This window comes from Pseudomonas sp. W2-17, from assembly GCF_041060445.1.
Taxonomy (GTDB): Bacteria; Pseudomonadota; Gammaproteobacteria; order Pseudomonadales; family Pseudomonadaceae; genus Aquipseudomonas.
The window spans coordinates 135945-161573 of record NZ_JAUFNS010000001.1; the positions used below are offsets into that span (position 1 = coordinate 135945).

At 59.7% G+C, this 25629-nt stretch carries 23 protein-coding genes and 4 tRNA genes; 14 read left to right on the plus strand and 13 right to left on the minus strand.

The annotated features are described in order from the left end of the window. The 4 genes from QWI20_RS00695 to yacG are packed head-to-tail and all read left to right on the plus strand — an operon-like array spanning position 1 to position 2913. Positions 1–1218, plus strand: coding sequence for a type II secretion system F family protein (locus QWI20_RS00695; protein WP_192173364.1), 1218 nt, complete (start codon positions 1–3; stop codon positions 1216–1218). A 2-nt stretch (positions 1219–1220) separates the two neighbouring features. After that, complete coding sequence (locus QWI20_RS00700) at positions 1221–2093, plus strand: A24 family peptidase (protein ID WP_369303718.1); 873 nt, start codon at positions 1221–1223, stop codon at positions 2091–2093. After that, positions 2090–2710, plus strand: coding sequence for a dephospho-CoA kinase (gene coaE / locus QWI20_RS00705; protein ID WP_369303719.1), 621 nt, complete (start codon positions 2090–2092; stop codon positions 2708–2710). The genes QWI20_RS00700 and coaE overlap by 4 nt, the downstream gene beginning before the upstream one ends. After that, entirely contained in the window at positions 2710–2913 is a 204-nt protein-coding gene (gene yacG, locus QWI20_RS00710; protein WP_074888353.1) for a DNA gyrase inhibitor YacG, read from the plus strand. Before coaE ends, yacG begins: the two co-directional genes overlap by 1 nt. A 100-nt stretch (positions 2914–3013) precedes the next feature. Here yacG and QWI20_RS00715 read toward each other — a convergent pair whose 3' ends face one another. Beyond that, on the minus strand, positions 3014–3658 hold the full coding sequence (locus QWI20_RS00715) for a hydrolase (RefSeq protein WP_369303720.1): 645 nt from the start codon (positions 3656–3658) through the stop codon (positions 3014–3016). Between the two features lie 154 nt (positions 3659–3812). Here QWI20_RS00715 and QWI20_RS00720 point away from each other — a divergent pair, with 154 nt between their 5' ends. After that, positions 3813–4712 (plus strand): LysR family transcriptional regulator, encoded by a 900-nt coding sequence (locus tag QWI20_RS00720; protein WP_369303721.1) that lies wholly within the window; start codon positions 3813–3815, stop codon positions 4710–4712. Between the two features lie 247 nt (positions 4713–4959). Here QWI20_RS00720 and QWI20_RS00725 read toward each other — a convergent pair whose 3' ends face one another. From QWI20_RS00725 to QWI20_RS00740, 4 genes are all read right to left on the minus strand, one after another. Beyond that, positions 4960–5913, minus strand: a complete 954-nt coding sequence (locus tag QWI20_RS00725; protein ID WP_369303722.1) for a 2-hydroxyacid dehydrogenase — start codon at positions 5911–5913, stop codon at positions 4960–4962. A 31-nt stretch (positions 5914–5944) separates the two neighbouring features. Continuing rightward, positions 5945–6709 carry an SDR family oxidoreductase gene (locus QWI20_RS00730; RefSeq protein WP_369303723.1) on the minus strand — a complete coding sequence of 255 codons (765 nt, stop codon included), beginning with the start codon at positions 6707–6709 and terminating at the stop codon, positions 5945–5947. Between the two features lie 50 nt (positions 6710–6759). Beyond that, positions 6760–7461 (minus strand): fumarylacetoacetate hydrolase family protein, encoded by a 702-nt coding sequence (locus tag QWI20_RS00735; protein ID WP_369303724.1) that lies wholly within the window; start codon positions 7459–7461, stop codon positions 6760–6762. 193 nt (positions 7462–7654) lie between these two features. Beyond that, a complete protein-coding gene (locus tag QWI20_RS00740; protein ID WP_369303992.1) occupies positions 7655–8971 on the minus strand; it encodes an MFS transporter in 1317 nt (438 codons plus the stop codon). 348 nt (positions 8972–9319) lie between these two features. Between QWI20_RS00740 and QWI20_RS00745 the strand changes: the two genes are divergently transcribed. The 4 genes from QWI20_RS00745 (at position 9320) to QWI20_RS00760 (ending at position 13057) form a co-directional block, all read left to right on the plus strand. After that, positions 9320–10222 carry a helix-turn-helix transcriptional regulator gene (locus QWI20_RS00745; RefSeq protein ID WP_369303725.1) on the plus strand — a complete coding sequence of 301 codons (903 nt, stop codon included), beginning with the start codon at positions 9320–9322 and terminating at the stop codon, positions 10220–10222. A 116-nt stretch (positions 10223–10338) separates the two neighbouring features. Next, positions 10339–10968 (plus strand): DUF1780 domain-containing protein, encoded by a 630-nt coding sequence (locus QWI20_RS00750; protein WP_074888345.1) that lies wholly within the window; start codon positions 10339–10341, stop codon positions 10966–10968. Next, complete coding sequence (locus QWI20_RS00755) at positions 10965–11504, plus strand: MOSC domain-containing protein (RefSeq protein ID WP_369303726.1); 540 nt, start codon at positions 10965–10967, stop codon at positions 11502–11504. Before QWI20_RS00750 ends, QWI20_RS00755 begins: the two co-directional genes overlap by 4 nt. 254 nt (positions 11505–11758) lie before the next feature. Next, on the plus strand, positions 11759–13057 hold the full coding sequence (locus tag QWI20_RS00760; protein ID WP_369303728.1) for an NAD(P)/FAD-dependent oxidoreductase: 1299 nt from the start codon (positions 11759–11761) through the stop codon (positions 13055–13057). 98 nt (positions 13058–13155) lie between these two features. Here the strand turns inward: QWI20_RS00760 and QWI20_RS00765 are convergent, their stop codons facing one another. Then, entirely contained in the window at positions 13156–14556 is a 1401-nt protein-coding gene (locus tag QWI20_RS00765) for a diguanylate cyclase (protein ID WP_369303729.1), read from the minus strand. A gap of 212 nt (positions 14557–14768) precedes the next feature. Here QWI20_RS00765 and pstS point away from each other — a divergent pair, with 212 nt between their 5' ends. Continuing rightward, positions 14769–15803 (plus strand): phosphate ABC transporter substrate-binding protein PstS, encoded by a 1035-nt coding sequence (gene pstS, locus QWI20_RS00770; RefSeq protein WP_369303730.1) that lies wholly within the window; start codon positions 14769–14771, stop codon positions 15801–15803. A gap of 102 nt (positions 15804–15905) precedes the next feature. Here pstS and QWI20_RS00775 read toward each other — a convergent pair. The 7 genes from QWI20_RS00775 to rluD form a co-directional block, all read right to left on the minus strand. Beyond that, positions 15906–15982 (minus strand) — tRNA-Pro (locus QWI20_RS00775). Between the two features lie 94 nt (positions 15983–16076). After that, positions 16077–16152 (minus strand) — tRNA-Lys (locus QWI20_RS00780). 6 nt (positions 16153–16158) lie between these two features. Beyond that, positions 16159–16235, minus strand: a tRNA-Pro gene (locus QWI20_RS00785). Positions 16236–16255: 20 nt separating this feature from the next. After that, positions 16256–16331, minus strand: a tRNA-Asn gene (locus tag QWI20_RS00790). Positions 16332–16680: 349 nt separating this feature from the next. After that, positions 16681–19245, minus strand: a complete 2565-nt coding sequence (clpB, locus tag QWI20_RS00795; RefSeq protein ID WP_282367068.1) for an ATP-dependent chaperone ClpB — start codon at positions 19243–19245, stop codon at positions 16681–16683. Positions 19246–19423: 178 nt separating this feature from the next. Next, positions 19424–20152 (minus strand): peptidoglycan editing factor PgeF, encoded by a 729-nt coding sequence (gene pgeF, locus QWI20_RS00800; RefSeq protein WP_369303993.1) that lies wholly within the window; start codon positions 20150–20152, stop codon positions 19424–19426. Positions 20153–20160: 8 nt separating this feature from the next. Then, positions 20161–21123 carry a 23S rRNA pseudouridine(1911/1915/1917) synthase RluD gene (gene rluD, locus QWI20_RS00805; protein ID WP_369303731.1) on the minus strand — a complete coding sequence of 321 codons (963 nt, stop codon included), beginning with the start codon at positions 21121–21123 and terminating at the stop codon, positions 20161–20163. 151 nt (positions 21124–21274) lie between these two features. On the opposite strand from rluD, the gene QWI20_RS00810 reads away from it, so the two are divergent. The 4 genes from QWI20_RS00810 to QWI20_RS00825 all read left to right on the plus strand — a co-directional run bounded on the left by QWI20_RS00810 (position 21275) and on the right by QWI20_RS00825 (position 25614). Continuing rightward, complete coding sequence (locus QWI20_RS00810; protein WP_192173378.1) at positions 21275–22297, plus strand: outer membrane protein assembly factor BamD; 1023 nt, start codon at positions 21275–21277, stop codon at positions 22295–22297. 152 nt (positions 22298–22449) lie between these two features. After that, the gene (locus tag QWI20_RS00815) at positions 22450–22689 is read left to right on the plus strand and encodes a PP0621 family protein (protein WP_369303732.1); all 240 of its coding nucleotides are present in this window, start codon (positions 22450–22452) and stop codon (positions 22687–22689) included. Beyond that, positions 22679–24271: a PAS domain-containing sensor histidine kinase gene (locus tag QWI20_RS00820; RefSeq protein WP_369303733.1), complete on the plus strand. Its 1593-nt coding sequence runs from the start codon at positions 22679–22681 to the stop codon at positions 24269–24271. The genes QWI20_RS00815 and QWI20_RS00820 overlap by 11 nt, the downstream gene beginning before the upstream one ends. Before the next feature lie 2 nt (positions 24272–24273). After that, entirely contained in the window at positions 24274–25614 is a 1341-nt protein-coding gene (locus QWI20_RS00825) for a sigma-54 dependent transcriptional regulator (protein ID WP_192173380.1), read from the plus strand. Positions 25615–25629 lie beyond the last annotated feature (15 nt).

Sequence of the window (25629 nt, forward strand, 5' to 3'; positions counted from 1 at the left end):
ATGGCGATCAAAGCAGTAAAAGTCAGCGTCTTTACTTGGGAAGGGCTCGATAAGAAAGGCAACAAGGTCAATGGCGAGCTCAACGGACATAACCCTGCGCTCGTCAAGGCCCAACTGCGAAAACAAGGAATTAACCCTACAAAGGTTCGAAAGAAATCTATTTCAATACTTGGCGGCGGGAAAAGAATAAAACCGTTGGATATCGCGTTTTTCACGCGTCAAATGGCAACCATGATGAAAGCCGGGGTACCCCTATTACAGTCGTTTGAAATCATCGGAGAGGGTTCGGAAAACCCGAAAATGCGAAAATTGCTGGACGACATCAAACAGAGCGTCGCCTCCGGCCACAGCTTAGCGACATCGCTTCGTCAAAAGCCCGAATACTTTGATGATTTATATTGCAATCTTGTGGACGCGGGTGAACAGGCTGGCGCACTGGAGACGCTGCTCGATCGCGTAGCAACGTATAAAGAAAAAACAGAATCTCTTAAGTCAAAAATCAAAAAAGCAATGAGTTACCCCATTGCGGTTGTTGTGGTCGCTTTCGTCGTAACCGCTATACTTCTCGTAAAAGTTGTACCGCAATTTCAGTCTATATTTGAAGGCTTTGGCGCCGAACTTCCCGCATTCACATTGATGGTTGTTCATCTTTCAGAGTTCGTACAGGGCTACTGGTACATAATACTCGCCGCTTTAGTAGCACTTTATCTAGGTTTGAAGCGAATTCATAAAAGCTCAGAAAAATTTCGGAACTGGGTCGATCGTGCCGTACTCAAAATCCCAGTGATCGGTCCGCTACTCTACAAATCTGCAGTAGCTCGCTATGCAAGAACCCTTTCCACGACCTTTTCCGCCGGCGTGCCGCTCGTAGAGGCCTTGGATTCCGTATCAGGGGCCACGGGCAATATCGTATTTAAAAACGCAGTTAATAAGATCAAGCAAGATGTGTCCACCGGCATGCAGCTAAATTTTTCTATGCGTAGTACTGGGGTGTTTCCCATGCTTGCGGTGCAAATGACTGCTATTGGTGAGGAGTCCGGGGCTTTGGACTCAATGCTAGACAAGGTTGCCACTTACTATGAGGAAGAAGTCGATAATATGGTCGATAGTCTTACCAGCCTCATGGAACCCCTGATCATGGCTTTTCTTGGTGTCATAGTCGGTGGGCTTGTTATCGCTATGTACCTCCCAATCTTCAAACTCGGCAGTGTCGTCTAACCATGCCCCTCCTCGACCTCCTGGCCAGCTCCCCGCTGGCCTTCGTCCTATGCACGCTCGTCTTGGGCCTGCTCGTCGGCAGCTTCCTGAACGTCGTCGTCTACCGCCTGCCAAAGATGATGATCCGCGATTGGAAAACCCAGTCCCGAGAAATGCTCGACCTTCCCCCCGAGCCACAAACAGAAACCTTCAACCTCATCCTCCCCCACTCCCGCTGCCCGCATTGCTCGCACAAAATCCGCGCGTGGGGAAACATCCCCGTCGTGAGTTATTTGTTCCTCGGCGGCAAGTGCTCCCAATGCAAAGCCCCCATCAGCAAGCGCTACCCACTGGTTGAATTGGCGTGTGGCCTACTCTCAGCCTTCATCGCCTGGCATTTCGGTTTCGGTTGGCAGGCAGCAGCGATGCTGGTGCTGACGTGGGGGTTGTTGTCGATGAGTCTAATCGACGCCGATCACCAGCTTCTGCCGGACGCAATCGTGTTGCCGCTGTTGTGGCTGGGCCTGATCGTGAATGCGTTTGGGCTGTTCACGTCGCTGACCGATGCGCTGTGGGGCGCGGTCGCGGGGTATCTGGTGTTGTGGTGTGTGTTCTGGCTGTTCAAGCTGATCACGGGCAAGGAAGGCATGGGTTACGGTGATTTCAAGTTGCTGGCAATGCTCGGGGCCTGGGGCGGGTGGCAGATTCTGCCGTTGACGATTCTGCTGTCGTCGATTGTCGGGGCGGTGTTGGGCCTGATTCTGCTGCGCTTGCGCAATGTCGAAACCAGCACGCCGATCCCCTTCGGTCCTTATCTGGCCCTCGCGGGGTGGATCGCTTTGCTCTGGGGTGATCAAATAACCACTTCGTATTTGCAGATCGCCGGTTTCAGATGACTTCTCCTGCGTCAAAACCCTGGATTCTCGGCCTCACCGGTGGCATCGGCAGCGGCAAGAGTGCGGCGGCTCAGTGCTTCATGGAGCTGGGCGTGCACTTGGTGGACGCCGATAACGTTGCCCGTTGGGTCGTCGAACCCGGGCGTCCTGCCTTGGGGCAGATTGCCGAGCACTTCGGCGCCAGCGTGTTGCAAGACGATGGCACGTTGAATCGAGCCGCGCTGCGCGAGCTGATTTTCAAGGATCCGCAGCAGCGGGTCTGGCTCGAAAGCCTGCTGCATCCGCTAATCCGCGAGGAGATCCGTCAGGACCTGGCGCGCGCCGAATCGGCTTACGCGATTCTGGTGTCGCCGCTGTTGCTGGAGACTTCTCAGCACCAGATGGTGCAGCGCGTGTTGGTCATTGATGTGCCGGAATCGGTGCAGATCGAGCGCACGGTGTTGCGCGACAAGACCAACGAGGAACAGGTGCGGGCGATTCTCAAGGCGCAGGCCAGTCGCGAGGAGCGCTTGAGCCGGGCCGATGATGTGATCGTCAATGACCGTGACCCGGCCTGGCTGAAAAGCGAAGTCGAGCGTCTGCATCACTTTTATTTAACTTTGCGTGGAGGCCAATGATGAGCCAACCAATGACCGTCGATTGCCCAACCTGCGGAGCGCCCGTGGAATGGACGCCGGAGAGTAAATTCCGGCCGTTCTGTTCAGACCGTTGCAAGTTGATCGACTTGGGCGCCTGGGCGTCGGAAGAACATGCGATTCCGGTTGCGCCGGATGCTGAAGACGAGCTGTTTTCGGGTGACCTCGACCCTCGTCAGCATTGATTTAACTCAGCGGCCGGATGGCCAGCGACGCGTATTAAATCGCAAAAACAAAAAAAGCTTCGCGACCTAAATCGCGAAGCTTTTTTTATAGCCGAGTGTTTTAGCCCAATTTACGCTGCGGCGCGCTGTGAACCATGGTGTAGGCGTAGTCGACGCCCATGCCGTAAGCACCGCTGTGTTCCAGGACCAGTTCCATGACCGCTTCATAGGTGTCCTTGTGTGCCCAGTCGCGCTGGAACTCGAGCAACACCTGCTGCCAGGTCACCGGCACGGCGCCTGCCTGAATCATCCGCTGCACCGACATGTCGTGGGCTTCTTTAGTCGTGCCGCCGGAAGCGTCAGTGACGATGTACACCTCGTAGCCTTCAGCCAGCGCGTCCAGCGTCGGGAAGTTCAGGCAGACCTCGGTCCACAGCGCGGCGATGATCAGCTTCTTGCGGCCGGTCGCCTTGACCGCTTCCACCAGCTTTTTGTCTTCCCACGAGTTCATCGACGTGCGCTCGATCGGCTGCTGATCCGGGAACACCGCCAGCAATTCAGGCCAGATGAAACCGCTGAAGCTTTTGGTTTCGACTGAGGTGTAGATGGTCGGCACGTTGAATATCTTGGCGGCTTTGGCCAAGCCGACGGTGTTGTTCTTCAGCGTCTGGCGGTCGATCGACTGAACGCCGAAGGCCATTTGCGGCTGGTGGTCGATCAGGATCAGAGCAGCGTTGGTTGGGTTCAGCAGTTCGCGGATGGACATGGGTAGATTCCTTGAGTAGTCAGCAGTGGGTTCGTTATGGGTTAGCCGCTGCGCTGGTTGCTTGGCGGCTGGCTTGGGAGTGAATTTACGGACTGGCTGCTTAAGGAACAATCCCATAGAATCGGGACTCATTGTTTCTAATTCACGGACGGTCATGGATCGTATCGAATGCATGCGCGCGTTTGTCGCGACGGTGGGCGCAAATGGCTTTGCCGCAGCAGCCCGCGCGCTGGATGTGCCGCGCTCGAAAGTCAGCAAGCAGATTCAGGCGCTGGAAGAGGCCATCGGCGTGCAACTGCTGCAGCGCACCACGCGCAGCCTGCATCTGACGGAAGCAGGCGCCGAGTACTACGACGCGTGTCGAGATGTCATCGCATCCTTGGACGAAGCCGAACAACGGGCGCGGACCGGGATGGGTGAGATACGCGGCGTGTTGCGGGTCAACGCGCCGATGTCGTTTGGGTTGAGTCGTCTGGGGCCGCTGATTCCGCGCTTCAATGAGTTGCACCCGAACGTCGAACTGCAAGTGGTGTTGAGCGATCAGCAGGTGGATCCGGTCAAGGGCGGTTTTGACGTGACCATTCGTATTGCCAGCCTGCCGGATTCGTCGATGATCGCGCGCTCACTGGCCCCGGCGCCGAGGATCATGGTGGCCTCGCCCGATTACCTGGCGCGCGAGGGCACGCCGCAAACGCCGAAGGATCTGGCACACCACAAGTGCCTGAGCTACGGCTATCTGCAGAGCGGCGTGAGTTTGCAACTGTACAACAGCAAGGAAACCCAGCGGGTGACGGTGAGCGGTCCGTTGCACGCCAATAACGGTGACATTCTGGCGCAGGCCGCGGTGGCGGGAATGGGCGTCGCATTGCTGCCCAATTTCATCATCGAGCGCGCAGTGGCGGACGGGCGACTGGTGCCGGTGCTGTGCGATTGGGAAGCGCCGCCGATTACGGTGAACGCGGTGTATCCCTCGTCCCGGCGGGTGCCGATGAAGACTCGGGCGTTTATTGATTTTCTGGTGGCTGAACTGTCGGTTGAGTCGGGGGCGTTTTGACAAAAATACGCGGGGAGTTTTTGCTCGCGAGCAGACTTGTACATTCGCTGAATATTCAGCGGCTGGAAGGCCGGCTTCGTGAGCAAGCTCACTCCCACAGGTCCGTGCTCAGCCCGGGATTCCTGGTACGGCGCCGATCCTGTGGGAGCGAGCTTGCTCGCGAAGAGAGAGGAACATCCGCTGCATCTCTGGCGTCTGGAACACCGGCCTTGCGAGCGACGCGCTTCGGTTTAGCCAATCACGCCGCTCAAACCACACTCCCCACCGGCACTTTCCCCGCCAGGCCATCCGCCAGACTCGCCAGCACCATCTCGCCCATCCGCGTCCGCGTTTGAACGGTAGCGCTGGCGCGGTGGGGTTGCAGGACGACGGTTTCCAAGGCGAACAGGGCATCCGGCACATGGGGCTCGTCAGCGAACACATCCAGCCCCGCGCCAGCAATTGATCCCGCTTCCAGCGCCGCAACAAGGTCCGGCTCATTGACCAGACTGCCCCGCGCCACGTTGATCAAAAACCCCTGCGCGCCCAGCGCTTCCAGCACCTTCGTGTTGATAATGCCTTTGGCTTTGTCCGCGGCTGCAGCAACGATCAGCGCATCACTCTGCGCCGCTAATTCGACCAGATCGCTGACGAAGGTGTAAGGCACATCGCCCATGGCGTTGAGGTCGGTGTAGCTGATTGGGCAGCCGAACGCTGCGGCTCGGGTGGCGACGGCCCGCCCTACCCGGCCCATGCCGACGATGCCGATGCGCATGCCGCTGAATTGACGCGCCAGTGGCAGCGGCACCAGCGGCGTCGCGGTCTTGGCCCATGCGCCGGAGCGCACATAACGGTCGCCTGTGCACAGCCCGCGGCAGGCGGAAATCAGCAAAACGATGGCAAGGTCGGCGACGTCTTCGGTCAGCGCGCCAATGGTGGCCGAGACACGAATGCCACGGTCCCGCGCGTAGGCTAGATCAATCGCGTCGGTGCCGACGCCGTTGACCGCGATGACTTCCACGTTCGGCAATTGCTCCATCACTTCCCGGGTGATGCCGGTGTGGCCGCCAGTCACCACGCCGCGAATGTTGGCGCCGTGCTCGCGCAGATAAGCCGCCTTGTCGGCCTGCTGGAAGTACGGGCGAACGGTGTACAGCTCGTTCAGCCGCGCGTTGATGTCAGGGATAAGGATCGGGCTCAGCTGGAGGATTTCAGGTTTCATCGGTATCTCGCTCATCTCGAATTCGGACGGATCAACCACGGCCCACGAAGGGCATGTTGGTGGCCATGACAGTCATGTTCAGCACGTTGGCCGACAGCGGCAGCGCGGCGATATAACGCACGGCATCGGCGATGTGTTTGACGTCGATCATCGGCTCGACGGCGGTCGAACCATTGGCCTGACGCACACCCTTGGTCATGCGCACCGACAGCTCGGTCAGCGCGTTGCCGATGTCGATCTGGCTGCAGGCGATATTGAATTCGCGACCGTCCAGGGCCAGGCTTTTGGTCAGGCCCAGTACCGCGTGCTTGCTGGCGGTGTACGGCCCGGTGAACGGGCGTGGCACATGGGCGGAGATCGAACCGTTGTTGATGATCCGGCCTCCTTGGGGCGACTGTTTGCGCATCAGGCCAAACGCGCCGCGGCTGCACAGGAAAACGCCCGTCACGTTGGTGTCGATCACGCTCAGCCACTTCTCGATCGGCAGCTCGTCCATCGGCACGGCGGGGGCGTTGACGCCAGCATTGTTAAACACCAGATCGAGGCGGCCATACACCTCCTCGATCGTCGCGAACAGGTGATCGACGCTGGCCGGATCTCGCACATCGCACGACACCGCCAACGCTTCGCCGCCCTGCTTGCCCGCTTGCACCACCAGTTCTTCGAGGGGTTCCAGCCGACGCCCGGTCACCACCACTTTGAAGCCATCTTCAAGCAGGCCCAATGCGACCGAGCGGCCGATGCCACTGCCAGCGCCGGTAACCAGAGCAATTTTCGAAACGGATTGATCAGTCATTATTATTCTCCTTGTTGCTCATCAAAATGCTGCGGTTCTGGGTGAATCGCTCAGCGACGCTCACCCACTCTCACTTCAAATTCGCCGACGCCGTCGATGCCGCCGTTGATCACGTCGCCCGGTTGGAGCGCAGCAACGCCGGGCGGCGTGCCGGTCATGATCAGATCGCCGGCGCGCAACGTGACGGAGTGGGAAAGCTGGCTGATGACTTCGCTCACCGACCAGATCTGGCTGTCAAGGTCGGAACGCTGACGCTCGACGCCGTTGACGCTCAGCCAGATGGCGCCTTGTCGCGCGTGACCGTCGCGGCCTGCCGGGCGAATGGGCGTGATCGGCGCAGAGCCGTCGAACGCCTTCGCCGGCTCCCATGGATTGCCCACCGCCTTGGCGGCCATTTGCAGATCGCGGCGGGTCAAATCAAGGCCTGCGGCGTATCCCCATACGTGGTCCAGCGCGTGTTCGACGTCGATCTCATAGCCGTCCTTGCCGATGGCGACGACCAGTTCGATCTCGTGGCAGAACTGTTCGGTCTGGGTCGGAAACGCGACCTCGCCCACTGCGTCCGCAACCGACGTCGCCGGCTTCATGAAGAACGCCGGGACCTCGCGCTCGGCACTGGCTGCATGATCCTGCGAGCCGCCCCACTGGTAATTACGGCCCAGGCAAAACACCCGGCCAATGGGGAATCGCGCATCACTGCCATGTACCGGCAGACTGCTGACTCGGGGAGGTTCGAATACAAAGTTGTTCATGGAATTCCTTATCACCGAAAGACGCTCGACCCAGCCAGATGCATTTCAGACTACGGGATCAAACGGCGGGAAAGTTGGACAAAACCGTGTTTGCGCTGGACTAAAAAACTCAATATCGCCGGCATTAAAAAAGGCGTATTTGCATACGCCTCTGCCCGGTACGGCATAAGTTCACACACACATTCTTGAGCGGTTACCGGGCCTTGAGCTCGATGCGATAAATGCGGCCGAGCAACAGTGAATAAGACAGCGTGCCGATACACGCGACCCCGCCGATGAACCAGAACGCCCAGGCGAAGTTGCCGGTGACGTGCAGGATCTGCCCGATGACAATCGGTGTGACGATGCCGCCGATATTGGCCGCCAGGCTGGTGATGCCCCCGGTCAGACCGATCAGCTCCTTGGGTGCGATTTCCGACACGGCCGCCCAAGAGGATGACGCGATGCCCTGTGCGAAAAAGGCAATTGTGAGCAGCGCGATGCAGACTTCATTGGAGTCGGTGAAGTTGACCAGCATGATCGACATGCCCAGCGCCGAACCCACCACCAGTGGCAGCTTGCGAGAGAAGGACAGCGAGTAGCCGCGACGAATCATCCAGTCGGCGATAAACCCTGCCAGCAGTACGCCGACGGTGGCACCAATGAACGGCAGCACCGCGAAGATGCCGACTTTGACCATGGTCAAATGCCGCTCTTCAATCAGATAGGTCGGGAACCACGTCAGGAAAAAGTACAGCGCCGAGGTGCTGGCGAACTTGCCCAGGCAGATGGCCCAGACCTGACGGTATTTCAGCAGCTCGGCGATTTGCGCCCACTTGAATGTGTTTCGCTCCTGACTGCTTTTGACCAGGCCGCCGCCGTCTTCGATGTAGGCCAGCTCTTCCTTGCTGACCTTCTTGCAGTTCATTGGATCGCGGTACAAGTACAGCCAGGCCATCCCGAAAACGATGCCAATAATTCCGGTACTGTAAAACACGTGGCGCCAGTCATAGGTCGTCGCGAGCCACAGCAACAAGCCGGTGAACAGCGCCGTGCCCAGATACTGGCCGCACACGTAGATGCTGCTGGCCATGCCCCGCTCCCGCGCCGGAAACCAGACCGTGACCGCGCGGCTGTTGGCCGGGAACGCCGGGGCCTCCATCGCGCCGATGGCCAGACGCAAACCGAACAGTGAAGCGAAACCGCCGACCATGCCTTGGCACACCGTGACCGCCGACCACGAAATCAGTGACGCGCCGTAGGTAAAGCGCGAGCCGAATCGGTCGGCGATGAAGCCGGCGGGCACCAGGGCGAAGGCGTAGGTCCAGGCGAAAGCGGAGAAGATCAGGCCCATCTCGACCTTGTCCAGACCGAGGTCTTTGGCCATGAAAGGCGCAGCGATGGAGATGTTGACGCGGTCGACGTAGTTGATGATCGTGGCGATCAGCAACAGCGACAGCATGAACCAGCGACGGTGGGTCATAGGTCGGGCGGGAGCGGCAGTGGCAGGAGCGGCCACGACGGCATCCATCGCCTGAATATCAGGGTTGCTCGACATGAGAATTCCTCATTGTTTTTATTGGTATCGAGTGATGACGTGCACCCCCAAGTTATCGTACGACCGGTTTTAAACAAGACGATGCTTAGAACGTTTTTGGATTTCAAAAGAGGCCCGTAATGAATTGTCCAAAAAACTACGGGCGTGCTAAAACAGCGAATGGCAACTAAGTCCAGGCGCAAATGCCTGTGCCAGAGCGGTCTATAGAACGTGAGCGGTAAACACATTCTTGGACAAATCGACTCGCCACTTCCCTGATGAAAGTTTTGGATTTAGTCATACGACGACCGACAATAAGAAACACAAGACGAGGAGCACTCGATGGATTCCGTCAATCGCGTACCCACCTACGGAATGCAGCAGCGCAGTGAGCGGCCGGACTTTTACATCCGCGGCAAAACCGAGGGCAAACCGGAGACCGCGCCCCATCGGCACGAGTATTTTCAGATTCAGATCAACCTCGGCGGCGACACCGTGCAGCACATTGGCGGCGTGGTGCGGCCCTTCCCGCGCAACACGCTGGCGTTCATCCTGCCGCACAAGTTGCATCTGATCCCGCATCCGCCGGAGGGCAATTTTCTGCTGATCAACTTTGCCCAGACCTTCCTGCTGCCCCAGCTGCAATGCGACCCGCTGGACCTCGAAGACGTGGCCATCGCCCTCGCCCCGGAGCTGTCGCCGTTTCGATTTCAGGAGCATCTGGATTTCACCTTGGGTGCCGCTGACTTTGCCGAGATCGAGCAGTTATTGGGCCGCATGCGTGAGCTGGACGCCAACCGGCAGTTCGGCACGCGGGAGGTGCTCAAAGGGTGCCTCCTGCAACTGATCGGCACGGTCTGCCAGCTGTACGCCGAGCCGATCAAGTTGCTGGCCGATGACAACGCCTCCGAGCGCAGCCGCCGCGACGCACTGGCGCGGATGTCGGAGTACGTGCGCAAAAACCTCGACGACCCGGACTTGAGCCTGAAAAAAGCTGCCTCGGCCGCGTTTCTGTCGCCCAACTACCTGACCCACTGGCTGCGCAAGGAGGTCGGCAAGACCTTCAGCGAGCTGGTGCTGGAACGGCGCATGCATCTGGCGCGCACGTTGTTGCTCAACGGCAGCAAGCCAGTGGGGGAAGTGGCGAGGTTGTGTGGGTTTGCCGACGAGGCCTACTTCTCGCGGCGCTTCCGCCACGCCCACGGCATGCCGCCGGGGCAGTTCAGAAAGCAGCGGGATTTGTAGCGCGCAGCCCCTTGTTCCCGCGCCGAGTGGATCCTTGAGAAGACAACCGCTGGCCCGCCCAACTTTATCTCGGCCCCAGTGTTTCTTCTCCCCTCCAGAGCGTTAAGCTTGGCGCCATGGATGACTCCGACTATCTGCGTCTTCTGACGAGCCAGGCCGAGCAAGCCAATGCGTTTCTGTCCAATGCGCGCAAGTGGGAGCGCGAGCGTTGGGTATGCGAACGGTTGCTGCAGGGCCTGAACATTCCCCATCGCACCGACGACTTCCTGCCTGCCGGGCAAGAGCCGCCGGACGTACTGTTTCGCGACGCATGTTTTGAAGTGTTCTTTGTTCTGGACGAAGGCCGTCGGTTGAACGATGAATGGCGCGAAGAACTGCAACGCCGACGCAGCGCGTTTTCCCTCAGCCAGCTGGTGCGGCGCGAAGCCAAACCCAAACGCATCCCCGCTGCCGAATTGCTGCGGCGCCTGGCGCCAACCCTGCGAAAAAAGGCTCACAACTACAAAGAGCGCGGGCTGGATCTGGGCGAGTTGGACATCATTGCTTTCGCCAGCCTTAAGCGCGAGGTGCTCGACCTGAACAGCCACTTTCCTCCGCCTACCGAGTACTTGCGTCAGGGCTGGCGATCACTCTCGCTGGTCGGGCCGACCTTCGCCCGGGTATTGTTCGCCCATCCGGATGCCCCGGATTTCCTGCGGACCAATCTGGGCCGCAGCGTGGTTTTTGATGTGGGAATCAGTTTATGAGTCCGTTGCAGGAATTGATCGCCGATGTACCCCAGCGCGGCCGCGTACGCTGGATCGGCGTGCGCCCGGAATCCCGTGGCGAGATGGTTGAACTGGACGCCGTGGAAGCCCGCCGCGAAGCAGGCCTGACGGGCGATCACGCCCGCCCGGGGCCGCGCAATGCCCGACAGGTGACGCTGATCCAGTGGGAGCATTTCGCCGTGGTCAGCTCGCTGATGGGCCGGGCCGAGGACAACCCGGTGTTGCCACAGGATCTGCGACGCAACATCGTGATCAGCGGCATCAACCTGTTCAGCCTGAAAAGCCGACGCTTCCGCATCGGTCAGGCGATCTTCGAAACCACCGGCTGGTGCCAACCCTGCGCGCGCCTTGAGCAGCGTCTCGGCCATGGCATCTTCCAGGCCGTTCGCGGCCATGGCGGAATCACCGCGCGGGTGATACAAAGCGGCATCGTGCGTCTGGATGATGTTTTGTGTATCGAGCCCATCGAAACGAACGTCCAGAACTTTAACGCAGCCAACAGCGCCGTTTCCTGATCCGGGTCAGTATTGATAAATAAGGTCAAATGATCAGCCGCCTGAAACCTGCCGACACCGCGCGTGTCGAAACGTACATTCGAGCCCCCCGCCCAAGCCGAGCGCCGGCCTTTTTGGCGTTGGCGGCTCCTTGTAGGGGTGCTCGGACCGGGCCCTTTTTGAGCCATTTACAGAGCCATCTGACGCTATGAGCTGCCTTGCGCTCGCGCGGATTGCGCTGACACAGAATTCCTTAAGCCTTATGAGATATCCCCATGACCCATCGTATTGTGATTGTCGGCGGAGGCGCTGGCGGTCTGGAGCTGGCTACCCGCCTGGGTAAAACCCTGGGCAAGAAAGGCACCGCCAGCGTCACGCTGGTCGACGCCAACCTGACCCACATCTGGAAACCGCTGCTGCATGAGGTGGCCGCCGGTTCGCTCAACTCTTATGAGGACGAGCTGAATTACGTGGCACAAGCCAAGTGGAACCACTTTCAGTTCCAGATGGGTCGCATGACCGGCCTGGATCGGGAGAACAAGCAGATCCACCTGGCCGAGATCCTCGACGAAAACGGCAATGAGCTGGTCCCGGCGCGCAGCCTGGATTACGACTCACTGGTGATTGCCGTGGGCAGTACGACCAATGATTTCGGCACCAAAGGCGCGGCAGAACACTGCCTGTTCCTTGACACGCGCAAGCAGGCCGAGCGCTTCCACCAGCAATTGCTCAATCGTTATCTGCGCGCCCACGCGAGCCAGACGGATGTGGCCGAGGAGATCAACGTCGCCATCGTCGGTGCCGGGGCCACGGGTGTCGAGCTGGCTGCGGAACTGCACAACGCGGCCCACGAACTGGCGGCCTACGGGCTGGGCCAGATCAAGCCGGAAAATCTGCGCATCACGGTGATCGAGGCGGGCCCGCGCGTCTTGCCTGCCCTGCCGGAACGTATTGGCGGACCGGTGCACAAGACGCTGGAAAAACTGGGCGTCACGGTGCTGACCAATTCGGCGGTCAGCGAGGTGACGGCTGACAGTCTGGTCACTGCGACCGGTCAGGTGATTCCTGCAACGCTGAAGGTCTGGGCGGCGGGCATCCGCGCGCCGGCATTTCTGGAGGGCATCGCTGGCCTGGAGACCAATCGCATCAACCAGCTGCAAGTGCGTCCGACGCTGCAGACCAGCCGCGACGACAATATCTTCGCCTTCGGTGATTGCGCGGCCTGCCCGCAGAAAGGCACCGACCGCAACGTCCCGCCCCGCGCCCAAGCGGCGCACCAGCAGGCATCGTTGCTGGTGAAATCGCTGAAGCTGCGCATCGAGGGCGGCACGCTGCCGGAGTATCGCTACAAGGACTACGGCTCGCTGATTTCGCTGTCGAAGTTCTCGGCGGTCGGCAATCTGATGGGCAACCTGACCGGTAGCGTCATGCTCGAAGGCTGGCTGGCGCGGATGTTCTACGTCTCGCTGTACCGCATGCACCAGATGGCGCTGTACGGCATGTTCCGCACGCTGATGCTCATGTTGGGCAGCCGAATCGGTCGCGGCACCGAGCCACGGATGAAGCTGCACTAAGGCTGGTCCTCAAGGCCCGCCGCACCAATGCGGCGGGCCTCATCCCTCCCTCATTCCAGACACCCGCCTTACCGGGCAGGCGCGAGAGTGCGCGCCCGTTACGGCATCACCCGCCCTTTGCCCAGATGCTTGGCCTTGTACATCCAGCGGTCGGCTTCGCGCATGAGTTCATCCGGTGCCTTCCCGGAGCCGGGTTCGTACATGGAAAAGCCGATGCTGGCGTTGCTGCAAATGACATCGCCTTTGATCGTGAGGGGCTGTGCAATCGCGACGAGGAGTTTCTGGGCCACCTCGCGCGCTTCTTCCACACCCGGCGTGATGCCTTCGAGAATCACGATGAATTCGTCACCGGCCAGCCGCACCAAGCTGTCGGTCCTGCGGATGCAGCTCTGCAAACGTGTGGCAATAGCGCGCAGCAGATCATCACCGGCATCGTGCCCGTAACTGTCGTTGATGACTTTGAATCCATCCAGGTCAATGAACATCAGCGCCATTTGCAATCTGGAGCGATCCGCCCGCGCCTGAGCGATAGGCAACAGCGAGTCCAGCGCGCGGCGATTGTGCAGACCGGTCAGGGAGTCATGTCGGGCCTCCTGCTCTAGCTCCTTGCGCGCCTGAATGTTCTGGATGATCGAAATGAAATATTCCAGCTCTCCTGCTTCGGACAGCTTCTTCGTAACGCTCAGATTGACCCAAACCGCTCTGCCGTCTTTGCGCAGGTAACGCTTTTCCATCTGGTAGCTGTTGATTTCACCGACGCTCAGCTGATGCAACATCTCAAGATCGCTGCCCAGATCGTCGGGGTGGGTGATGTCCTGAAACGTCAGGTGCTTGAGCTCATCGGGCGCGTAGCCAAGGACATCGCACAGCGCGGCGTTGACGCTGATCCAGCCACCATCCGGCGCGACCAGCGCAATGCCTACCGACGCCAGCTCGAACATCGATCGATAGCCCGCCTCACTGGCCTGAAACAACGCCTCGGAGCGATTCTTCTGAATCCGCGTCAGCATCAGGTTTTCCCGCAGCTGCATTTCCCGGCTGACGATCTCGGCCAGGTCGTGGAGGATGGACAGCTCGTCTGGGGTGAGGATTCTGGGCTGCGCGTCAATGGCGCAAAGCGTGCCCACGGCAAAGCCCTGGCTGGTGCGTATGGGTACGCCAGCATAAAAACGGATATGGGGATCGCCTGTGACCATTTGGTTGTCGCAGAAACGCGCGTCTTCGGCGGCATCGGGCACCACAAGCTCGGTGGCCTCAAGGATGGCGTGCGCACAGAACGCGACCTCCCGCGGCAACTCTGTCGCTTCAAGCCCTACTCGGGACTTGAACCACTGACGGTCCTGATCCACCAGCGATATCAGAGCAATCGGCACGTTCAGCACTTGCGCCACCAGACGAGTGATCCGGTCTAGCGCGACCTCGGGCGGCGTGTCGAGTACTTCGAGAAGATGCAGCGCTTCAAGTCGCTGTTGCTCGAATGGAGGAGTTGGCGACTTCATATTACGGCCGATCCTGAAAAGACTGCCTGAAGTCTATACCGGGCCTCATGAATCCGCACCGGGAGCGACGTGTTAATAACGGGCTTGGCCGTCGCGATTGATCAACCTGCCGACGAAGAAATTCTGTCACGCCTTGTCATAAAAACGTGCTGCTTGCTGTGATCCCATCAACGCATCTCACCCCGATGTCGCTTGATTACAGGAAGTCATCCATGTTGCAGCTCTCCCGACTGATGCTGGCCGCAGGCCTTGGCATCGCGATCAATCTATCCATGGCCGCCACGGCAGGCGCAGCGTCCGAGGTCACCGGCGCCGGCTCCACGTTCATTTATCCGGTGCTGTACAAGTGGGCCACCGATTACAACCAGAAGACTCAGATCAAGGTCAATTACCAGTACGTCGGCTCCGGCGCGGGCATTGCACTGATCAAGGAAGGCGCTGTGGATTTCGGGGCGACTGACCGGCCGATGAGTTCGGCTGACCTTCAAGCGCTGGGCCTGCAGCAGTTTCCTTCGGTGATCGGCGGCATCGTCCCGGTCATCAACGTCGCCTCAGTCAAACCGGGCACGCTGAAATTCACAGGCCCGGTGCTGGCCGACATCTACCGGGGCAAAATCAGCAAATGGAATGACCCGGCCCTCGCCGCCTTGAACCCGGGCGTGAAATTGCCTGACGCAAACATCAGCGTGGTGTATCGCTCGGATGATTCCGGCACCACGTTTAATTGGGTCAGTTACCTGGCGAAGGTCAGTCCGCAATGGAAGAGTCAGCTCGGTGCGGGGTCTTCGGTGAAGTGGCCGGTGGGCATGGGCAGCAAAGGCAGCGAGGGCGTTGCGACGTACGTGAAGCAGGTGCCGAACTCGATCGGCTACGTCGAGTACGCCTACGTCAAACAGCAGAAGTTGAATTATGGGCTGTTGCAGAACGCTGCCGGCACGTTCGTGACGCCGAGCACCGAAAGCTTTCAGGCGGCAGCGGCCACAGCAGACTGGAAAAACGCGAAGGATTTTGACCTGTCGATGCTCGACGCGCCGGGGGAAAACGCTTATCCGATTACCGCCGCGACGTTCATCGTCATGTACAAGCAACCCAAAGACGCTGACCGGCAGAAGACTGTTCAGGATTTCTTCCGCTGGACGCTGGAGAGCGGGCAGGAACACGCACGCTCGCTGGACTTCGCACCGATCCCCGATGACCTGAAAAACCAGATCGAGGCTTACTGGGCTAACCCGCCCAAGGCTCAGTAAATACCAGAAACGAAAAAAGCGTCCCGAAGGACGCTTTTTTGTAGCTTCAGCGCGAGTGGCGCTTAAGCGGTATTTTCTGCCCGGATACAGCTGGGGCAAAAATGGTCGGGGTAAGGGGATTCGAACTCCTGACATCCTGCTCCCAAAGCAGGCGCGCTACCGGACTGCGCTATACCCCGTTGAAACATTGAAAACACCCTAAGGTATTTTCAGAGCGGGTGACGCGAATGGCGTCACTCCCTAAGATCCAACCCGATGAAGCCAGGTCAAAAATGGTGGGTCGTGTGGGATTCGAACCTACGACCAATTGGTTAAAAGCCAACTGCTCTACCAACTGAGCTAACGACCCAAATAATGGTCGGGGTAAGGGGATTCGAACTCCTGACATCCTGCTCCCAAAGCAGGCGCGCTACCGGACTGCGCTATACCCCGACGGTACTACCTCTTGAAATTGGCTCCGTGACCAGGACTCGAACCTGGGACCCAATGATTAACAGTCATTTGCTCTACCGACTGAGCTATCACGGAACGATCTTTTCAAATCTATCAATTTCAGATGCAGCGTTTGACGTGCTTCAACACAACAAATTCAGTAAATATTCACCAGACGAATCTGGCATTTACCTCACTGAACCTACCGCATTTTCAGCCTCTTCGACCTGTTTGCATCGCTGCGTTCACGTCTCTGAGGCGCGCTATTCTACATTTCCAGAAACACCTGTCAACCCTCTAAATTGCTTTCAAGACAATGATTTGCGATTTTTTTGCGGATCGTCCTCAAGCCCCCGAAAATCTGCGGTTCAGTGAATAAATCACGGCGCATAAAAAAGGGCTCCCACCAGGAGAGCCCTTTTGCGCCTCTATATAGAGGCGCGGATCAGCCGAAGACGATCTCGTCGTCCTGCACCGTACCTCTGATGCTGGTGCCGGGCATGAAGCCACCCGACAGGATCAACTGAGCCAGCGGGTTTTCGATCCAGCGCTGGATCGCTCGTTTGAGCGGACGCGCGCCGTACACTGGGTCGTAGCCGACGGCGATCAGCTTGTCCATCGCCTCGGTGGACAGCTCCAGGCGCAGATCGCGCTCCGCCAGACGCTGACGCAGACGGCCCAACTGGATCTCGGTGATGCCGGCGATCTGGTCGCGAGCCAGCGGTTCGAAGATCACCACTTCGTCGACCCGGTTGATGAACTCCGGACGGAAGTGCGTGGTGAGCGCATCCATGACCGCCGCGCGCTGCCCTTCCCGATCGCCCACCAGCTCCTGAATGCGAGCCGAGCCCAGGTTGGAGGTCATGACGATCACGGTATTACGGAAATCCACCGTACGCCCGTGACTGTCGGTCAGACGCCCGTCTTCGAGCACTTGCAGCAGGACGTTGAAGACGTCCGGGTGTGCTTTCTCGACTTCGTCCAGCAGGATGACCGAGTAAGGCTTGCGGCGTACCGCTTCGGTCAGATAGCCGCCCTCTTCGTAACCAACATAGCCTGGTGGCGCGCCGATCAGTCGAGCCACGGAATGTTTCTCCATGAACTCGGACATGTCGATCCGCACCATCGCCTCTTCGGTGTCGAACAGGAATTCCGCCAGCGCCTTGCACAGCTCGGTCTTACCCACGCCGGTTGGGCCGAGGAACATGAACGAGCCGCTCGGGCGGTTAGGGTCCGACAGCCCGGCACGCGACCGGCGCACCGCGTTGGCCACCGCGACGACCGCTTCGTTCTGGCCGATCACGCGCTGGTGCAGCAGCTCTTCCATTTTCAGCAGCTTGTCACGCTCGCCTTCAAGCATCTTCGACACAGGAATGCCGGTCCACTTGGACACGACCTCGGCAATCTCTTCCTCGGTCACTTTGCTGCGCAGCAGCTGGTTCTCCGGCTTGCCGTGCTGGTCGACCATCTGCAGGCTGCGTTCCAGATCGGGAATCACGCCGTACTGCAATTCAGCCATGCGGTTGAGGTCGCCCTTACGCCGCGCTGCTTCCAGTTCCTGGCGAGACTGCTCGATCTTTTGCTGAATCTGCGCAGAACCGGTCACTTCCGCCTTTTCGGAAGTCCAGATTTCTTCGAGGTCGGCGTATTCCCGCTCAAGGCGCTGAATCTCTTCCTGGAGTTTTTCCAGACGCTTGATCGCAGCCTCGTCGTCTTCCTTCTTGAGCGCCTGCGCTTCTACCTTCAACTGGATCAGACGACGCTCCAGACGGTCGAGCACTTCCGGCTTGGAGTCGATCTCCATGCGAATGCGGCTGGCCGCTTCGTCGATCAGGTCGATGGCTTTGTCCGGCAGCTGCCGATCGGTGATGTAGCGATGGCTGAGTTTGGCTGCCGCGATGATTGCACCGTCGGTGATCGCCACCTTGTGGTGAACCTCATAGCGCTCTTTCAAACCGCGCAGGATGGCGATGGTGTCCTCTTCACTCGGTTCATCCACCAGCACTTTCTGGAAGCGACGCTCAAGAGCGGCGTCCTTCTCTATATATTGGCGGTACTCGTTGAGCGTCGTGGCGCCCACGCAATGCAGCTCGCCACGGGCCAGCGCCGGCTTGAGCATATTGCCGGCGTCCATCGAGCCTTCGGCCTTGCCGGCACCGACCATGGTGTGCAGTTCGTCGATGAACAGAATGATCTGCCCTTCCTGCTTCGACAGTTCATTGAGCAGGCCTTTCAGGCGCTCTTCGAACTCGCCACGGAACTTCGCACCCGCGATCAGCGCGCCCATGTCCAGCGACAGCAGACGCTTGCCACGCAGGCCGTCCGGCACCTCGCCGTTGATGATGCGCTGGGCAAGGCCTTCAGCGATGGCGGTTTTACCCACGCCAGGCTCACCGATCAGCACCGGGTTGTTCTTGGTCCGACGCTGCAGCACCTGAATGGTCCGACGGATCTCATCGTCGCGGCCAATCACCGGGTCAAGCTTGCCTTCCTCGGCGCGCTTGGTCAGGTCGACGGTGTACTTGTCCAGCGCCTGACGGGATTCTTCCGCGTTAGGGTCGTTGACAGCATCACCGCCACGCAGGTTGCTGATGGCGTTTTCCAGGGCTTTCTTGCTGACACCCTGGCCGAGCAGTAGCTTGCCGAGCTTGCTGTTCTCGTCCATCGCGGCGAGTAACACCAGTTCGCTGGAGATGAACTGATCGCCTTTTTGCTGAGCCAGACGATCGGCCTGATTTAACAGGCGCGCCAGATCCTGCGACATGTTCACGTCGCCAGTCGGGTTCTGGATCTTCGGCAGTTGGTCGAGCTCTTTAGTCAGCGCAGTGCGAAGGCTGTTGATGTCGAAGCCCACTTGCAGCAGCAAAGGCTTGATCGAACCGCCCTGCTGTTCAAGCAGCGCCTGCATCAGGTGCGCAGGCTCAATGGCCGGATGGTCCAGGCCCACCGCCAGTGATTGAGAATCCGAGAGAGCGAGTTGTAATTTGCTGGTTAAACGGTCAATACGCATGGGTCACCTTCCTATATGGGCAGGCCGGAGTAATGAACACACCTAATAAAGAAAACCTGCCAGATGGCTCTTTACATGCGGCCGATTAGGCAGGATTCAAGCGCTGACGGGTTGACATGGATCAACATTAGCTTGAAGGAGGGCATTCAGAGGGAATTAGTGCGGAGCGCGGCGGAGGCTACCGGGCTTCGAGCCAGACAAGCGACGCGAACCGTCCGGTGCGTGCGCCGCGGCGATAGGAGAAGAATCGCTCATCGTTGTAGGTCGAGAGACCTCCGCCATACACCGCTGTCACGCCGTGGGCGGCCAGACGCAGGCGAGCCAACTGGTAGATATCGGCCATGAACTTGCCTGCGTTGGCGCTCGGCACGAACGCATCGGCCGTCTCGGGGTGCGTCGCCATAAAGGCATCGCGCACTTCCGGACCCACTTCAAATGCCTGCGGCCCGATGGCAGGGCCGAGCCAGACCAGAATGTCGGACGGCGCATCGGCAAAACTGTCCACCGTCGCCTCAAGCACGCCCGCCGCCAGACCGCGCCAGCCCGCATGGGCAGCGGCGACCTGAGTGCCCGCTTTGTTGCAGAACAGTGCCGGCAGGCAATCGGCCGTCATGATGGTGCACGCCACGCCCGCCGCTCTGCTCCAACTGGCATCAGCCTGAGGCACATCTGCCGGCGCGGCCTCGACCACGTTGACGCCATGAACCTGCTTCAACCATGCAGGCTGGATATCCAGGCGCGAGGTCAGTGCGGAACGGTTGTGCGCAACGGCTGCCGGATCGTCGTCAACGTGATCGCCCACATTGAAGCTGTCGAACGGCGCCGCGCTGACTCCGCCCGATCGCGTCGTGACGCACGCTTTGACACCCGCCGGCGCAGGCCAGTCGGGAATCAGCCAGTCCGTCACGCCCTCAGTCATCCAATGAACGCTTCGCGGTCTTGCTTGAGCAGCGTCAGCAACCAGACAAAGTCGTCTGGCAGCGGTGATTCCCAGCTCATGCGCTTACCGGTCGTCGGATGATCCAGTTCAAGGAAACGCGCATGCAGCGCCTGACGCGGGAAATGTTTCAGCGATTCGACCATGGTGACACTGGCCGCAGGCGGGATCCGGAAACGACCGCCGTAGGCAGGGTCGCCGACCAGCGGGAAGTTGATGTGGGCCATGTGCACACGGATCTGGTGGGTACGCCCGGTTTCCAGCTTCACCCGCACGTGGGTGTGCGAACGGAAACGCTCCAGAACCCGGTAATGGCTGACGGCAGGCTTGCCGCCTTCCATGACCGCCATGCGCTGACGCTGCTGACCATGACGACCGATCGGTGCGTTGATCTTGCCACCCGAGGTCACCACGCCGATGACGATGCACTCATAGATGCGGCTGACGCTGCGATTCTGCAGCTGGGTGACCAGTTGCGTCTGCGCCTGAATGGTCTTGGCGACCACCATCAGGCCAGTGGTGTCCTTGTCCAGGCGGTGCACGATGCCGGCACGCGGTACATTGATGATGTCCGGCACATGGTGCAGCAAGGCGTTGAGCAGGGTGCCGTCAGCGTGACCCGCTGCCGGATGCACAACCAGACCGGACGGCTTGTTGATCACCAGGATCTGGTCGTCTTCGTAGACGATGTCGAGCTCGATGTCCTGCGCGATCCACTCGCCCTGGGCTTCCTGCTCGGCTTTGAGGAGCAGAACGGCGCCGCCATGCACGATGTCACGCGGGCGCAACGCGCCTCCGTCCACAGTCAGGCGACCGTCTTTGATCCAGGCGGAAAGGCGCGAGCGCGAGTGCTCTGCGAATAGTTGGGCGGCGACTTGGTCGAGGCGTTGACCGCCCATTTCGGACGGCACCTCTGCGCGGAGTTCTATGATCTCAGACATGCTCAAACTAGGAGGTGGCACGGGCCTTTGGTTTCGGCTGTGCGCTTGTGGTTAAATACGGCGTCTTTTGTCCCGGGGGTTCCACGGGGCGCCCATCATAACAGGACGGTCCTGCGCAAGACAGCAGACCGTTATAGGGACGCAAGCCGCCATGCAAGTGAAACACCTGCTGCTGATAGCCATCCTCGGACTTACTGTTGCCTGTTCTTCGAAGAAAGAAGTCATCGACGAAAACCTCAGTGAAGTCGAGCTGTACCAGCAGGCGCAGGCCGATCTGGACAACAACAGCTATAACAGCGCCACCGAGAAGCTCAAGGCGCTGGAGTCGCGTTATCCGTTCGGTCGCTACGCTGACCAGGCGCAACTCGAGCTGATCTACGCCAACTACAAGAATGGCGAGCCCGAAGCTGCCAAGTCGGCGGCAGAGCGTTTCATTCGTCTGCACCCGCAACACCCGAACGTCGACTACGCCTATTACCTCAAGGGCCTGACCTCTTTCGACCAGGACGTCGGCATCATCGCCCGTTTCCTGCCGCTGGATCAGACCAAGCGTGACCCGGGCGCCGCTCGCGATTCGTACAACGAGTTCGCCCAGCTGACCAGCCGCTACCCGAACAGCCGCTACGCCCCTGACGCCAAGCAGCGCATGATTTACCTGCGCAACCTGCTGGCGGCCTACGAGATTCACGTTGCCGACTACTACCTGACCCGTCAGGCCTACGTCGCAGCAGCCAACCGCGGTCGTTACGTGGTTGAGAACTTCCAGGAAACCCCATCGGTCGGTGACGGCCTGGCGGTCATGGTCGAGGCCTATCAGCGTCTGCACCTGGACGACCTGGCGGACACCAGCCTGCAAGTCCTGAAAACTAACTATCCAGATCACCCGCAACTGGTCGACGGCAAGTTCGAAGCGCGCACGGCAGAAGCCGACAACCGCTCGTGGCTGTCCAAGGCGACGCTGGGCCTGATCGAAAGCCGTCCGCCGCTGCCGCCAGGACAAACCCGCGCCAACCAGGACGTGATCAAGCAGTATCAGGACGCCAAGGAAGCCATCCCTGCCGACCTGTTGCCTGAGAACCAGTCGGCTGACGAAGAGAAGAAAAACAATGACGACGACGGCACGCCGAAAAGCCGCTCGATCTTCAGCTACATGACCTTTGGCCTGTTCGACTGATTCGGTCCCTGCCAAGCGTCAGCTGAAAAAGGCCCTTCGGGGCCTTTTTTCATGCCCGACCGTTTTCCGACAGCATCCGGCGATGGAGATGACTGTGCGCCCGACACCCGCTTGGCTACACTGCGCGCTCTTCACTTCATAAGCTGACAGACATGATTCGCTTGATTATGTGGATCGCCCTGATCGTGGCGGCCATCTGGTTTTTCAAACGCCTGACCAAAGGCTCTGCCCCACGCCCGAAACCCGCAACGCCGGAACTCGACGCTGCGCCCATGGTGCGTTGCGCGCAATGTGGCGTGCATGTCCCTCAAGATCGCGCGCTAAATCAGGACCAGAAATGGTATTGCACCGAAGCGCACCGTTTGCAGGGCCCCGCTGCACGTGACCGCTGACAGCCTTTCGCTGACGACACCTCAGGCCCAACGCATCCTGCGGCTGTATCACCTCTATCGTCTGAGCATTGGCGTGCTGCTGGTGCTGTTGATCTCCAGCAGCCTGGATGCCGAACTGCTGGAGCTGGCCGATATGGAGCTGTTCCGGATCGGCTGCTGGCTGTATCTGGTGTTCAACATCCTCGTCGTGGTGCTGCTCGAACGTCCAAGCCGCCAGGGGCAACTGTTCTCTCTGGCCATGGCCGACACGCTGATGCTGGCGGCGCTGTTCTATGCCGGGGGCGGCGCGCCGAGCGGCATTGGCAACCTGATCATTGCGTCGGTGGCGATCAGCAATGTGCTGCTGCGCAAACGAACCGGGCTGCTGATTGCCGCGCTGTCAGCCATCGGTATCATTTACCTGACGTTCTACATCAGCTATCACAAGCCCTCTGCCGCCAATCATTTCGTGCAGGCCGGCTCGCTGGGTGCCCTGTGCTTTGCGGCGGCCCTGCTGGTCCAGGCCCTAGCGCGCCGCCTGCAGCTCAGCGAAGACATCGCCGAACGTCGCGCCGCTGACGTCGACAACCTTGAAGAGCTCAACGCATTGATTTTGCAGCGCATGCGGACCGGCATTTTGGTGCTCGACGAAGATCACAAGGTGCTGCTCGCCAACCAGAGCGCGCTGAATCTGCTGGGCCACGAACGCTTGCTGGGCGAGATCGTCGACGCCTATTCGCCGCAGTTGGTCGAGCGCCTGGGTCAGTGGATGGCCAACCCGTCCATGGCACCGCGCAGCATCACCACTTCGGCCATCGGCCCGGTGCTGCGTCCGGGGTTCATCGCCCTGACGCGCGGCAGTCATCGCCACACGCTGGTATTTCTCGATGACCTGTCGCAGATTTCCCAACAGGCCCAGCAGCTCAAACTGGCCGCGCTGGGCAGACTGACCGCCGGTATCGCCCACGAGATCCGCAACCCGCTGGGCGCCATCAGTCATGCCGCCCAACTGCTGCTGGAATCCGAGGAACTGACCGTTCCGGACCGGCGTCTCAGTCAGATCATTCACGATCAATCGCGGCGGATGAATCTGGTGATCGAGAACGTTCTGCAGTTGTCCCGTCGACGTCAGACCGAACCCCATCTGCTCGATCTCAAGCAGTGGCTCGAGGCCTTCGTCCGCGAACTTCGCGATGAGCTGACGGCGGATCAAAGCGTGCATCTGGACATCGGCGCAGGCGTGCTCAGTACGCAGATGGACGCGGAACAGTTACAGCAGGTGATGAGCAATCTGGTGCAAAACGGTTTGCGCTACAGCGGCCAGCTGCACGAACACGCGCAAGTTTGGCTAAGGTTGTTTCAAGCACCGTTCAGCGAACTGCCGACGCTGGAAGTTCTCGACGACGGGCCGGGCGTTGCCGAGGAGCATCTCGCGAAAATCTTCGAGCCCTTCTTCACCACCGAAAGCAAAGGAACCGGCCTGGGCCTGTACCTGTCGCGCGAACTGTGCGAAAGCAATCAGGCGAGCCTCAATTACACACCACGGGAAGGTGGCGCAAGCTGCATGCGAATTACCTTCGCCCATCCGTTCAAACTGAGCTGAACATGAGCCCACGGCAAAAAATTCTGATCGTCGACGATGAGCCGGACATTCGTGAGTTGCTGGAAATCACGCTCGGACGGATGAAGCTAGACACCCGCAGCGCGCGAAACGTCAAGGAAGCCCAAGAGTGGCTGGCCCGCGAAGCGTTCGACCTGTGCCTGACCGACATGCGCCTGCCCGATGGCAATGGCCTGGAGCTGGTGCAGCACATTCAAAAGCGCCACAACCAGGTGCCGGTGGCGATGATCACCGCCCACGGCAGCCTCGACACAGCGATCCATGCCCTGAAAGCCGGCGCGTTCGACTTTCTGACCAAACCGGTCGACCTGACGCGATTGCGTGAGCTTGTGACGAGCGCTCTGCGCCTGCGTATTGCGCCTGCTGAAGACAACCGCATCGATAACCGCCTGCTCGGCAGCTCGCCACCGATGCAGGCGCTGCGCAAGCAAATCGCCAAACTGGCCCGCAGCCAGGCGCCGATTTACATCAGCGGCGAATCGGGCAGCGGCAAAGAACTGGTGGCCCGGTTGATTCATGAGCAAGGCCCGCGTGCCGAGCAGCCGTTCGTGCCAGTCAACTGTGGCGCAATCCCGTCAGAGCTCATGGAAAGCGAATTCTTCGGACATCGCAAAGGCAGCTTTACCGGGGCCCACGAAGACAAACCCGGGCTGTTTCAGGTCGCCAATGGCGGGACGCTGTTTCTCGATGAAGTGGCGGATCTGCCGCTGGCGATGCAAGTGAAACTGCTCCGCGCGATCCAGGAAAAATCCGTTCGCGCCATCGGTGGCCAGCAGGAGCAAGTCGTGGACGTTCGCGTGCTGTGCGCCACCCACAAGGACCTCAATCAGGAAGTGGCCGCCGGGCGTTTCCGGCAGGATTTGTACTACAGGCTGAACGTCATCGAGCTCCGCGTACCGCCCTTGCGCGAGCGCCGCGAAGACATCGAAGAGATCGCCAACAGCGTGCTGCGTCGCCTGACTGAATCCGCCGGCGAGCCTGCCACCCTCCTCCCGCCCCACGCGCTGGCGGCGCTCAAGGGCTATCGTTTTCCCGGCAACGTGCGCGAGCTGGAAAACATGCTTGAGCGGGCATACACGCTGTGCGAAGACGATCAGATCAACACCGCAGACCTGCGCCTGGCCGAGCCGTCACGCCCCACCGAGCAGGATGGCCCGAGCCTGGCCGACATCGATAACCTGGAAGACTATCTGGAAAGCATCGAGCGCAAGCTCATCCTGCAAGCGCTGGAAGAAACCCGCTGGAATCGCACGGCGGCCGCGCAGCGTTTGAATTTGACCTTCAGGTCCATGCGTTATCGGTTGAAGAAGTTAGGGCTGGAGTGATGGATTCGACGACGT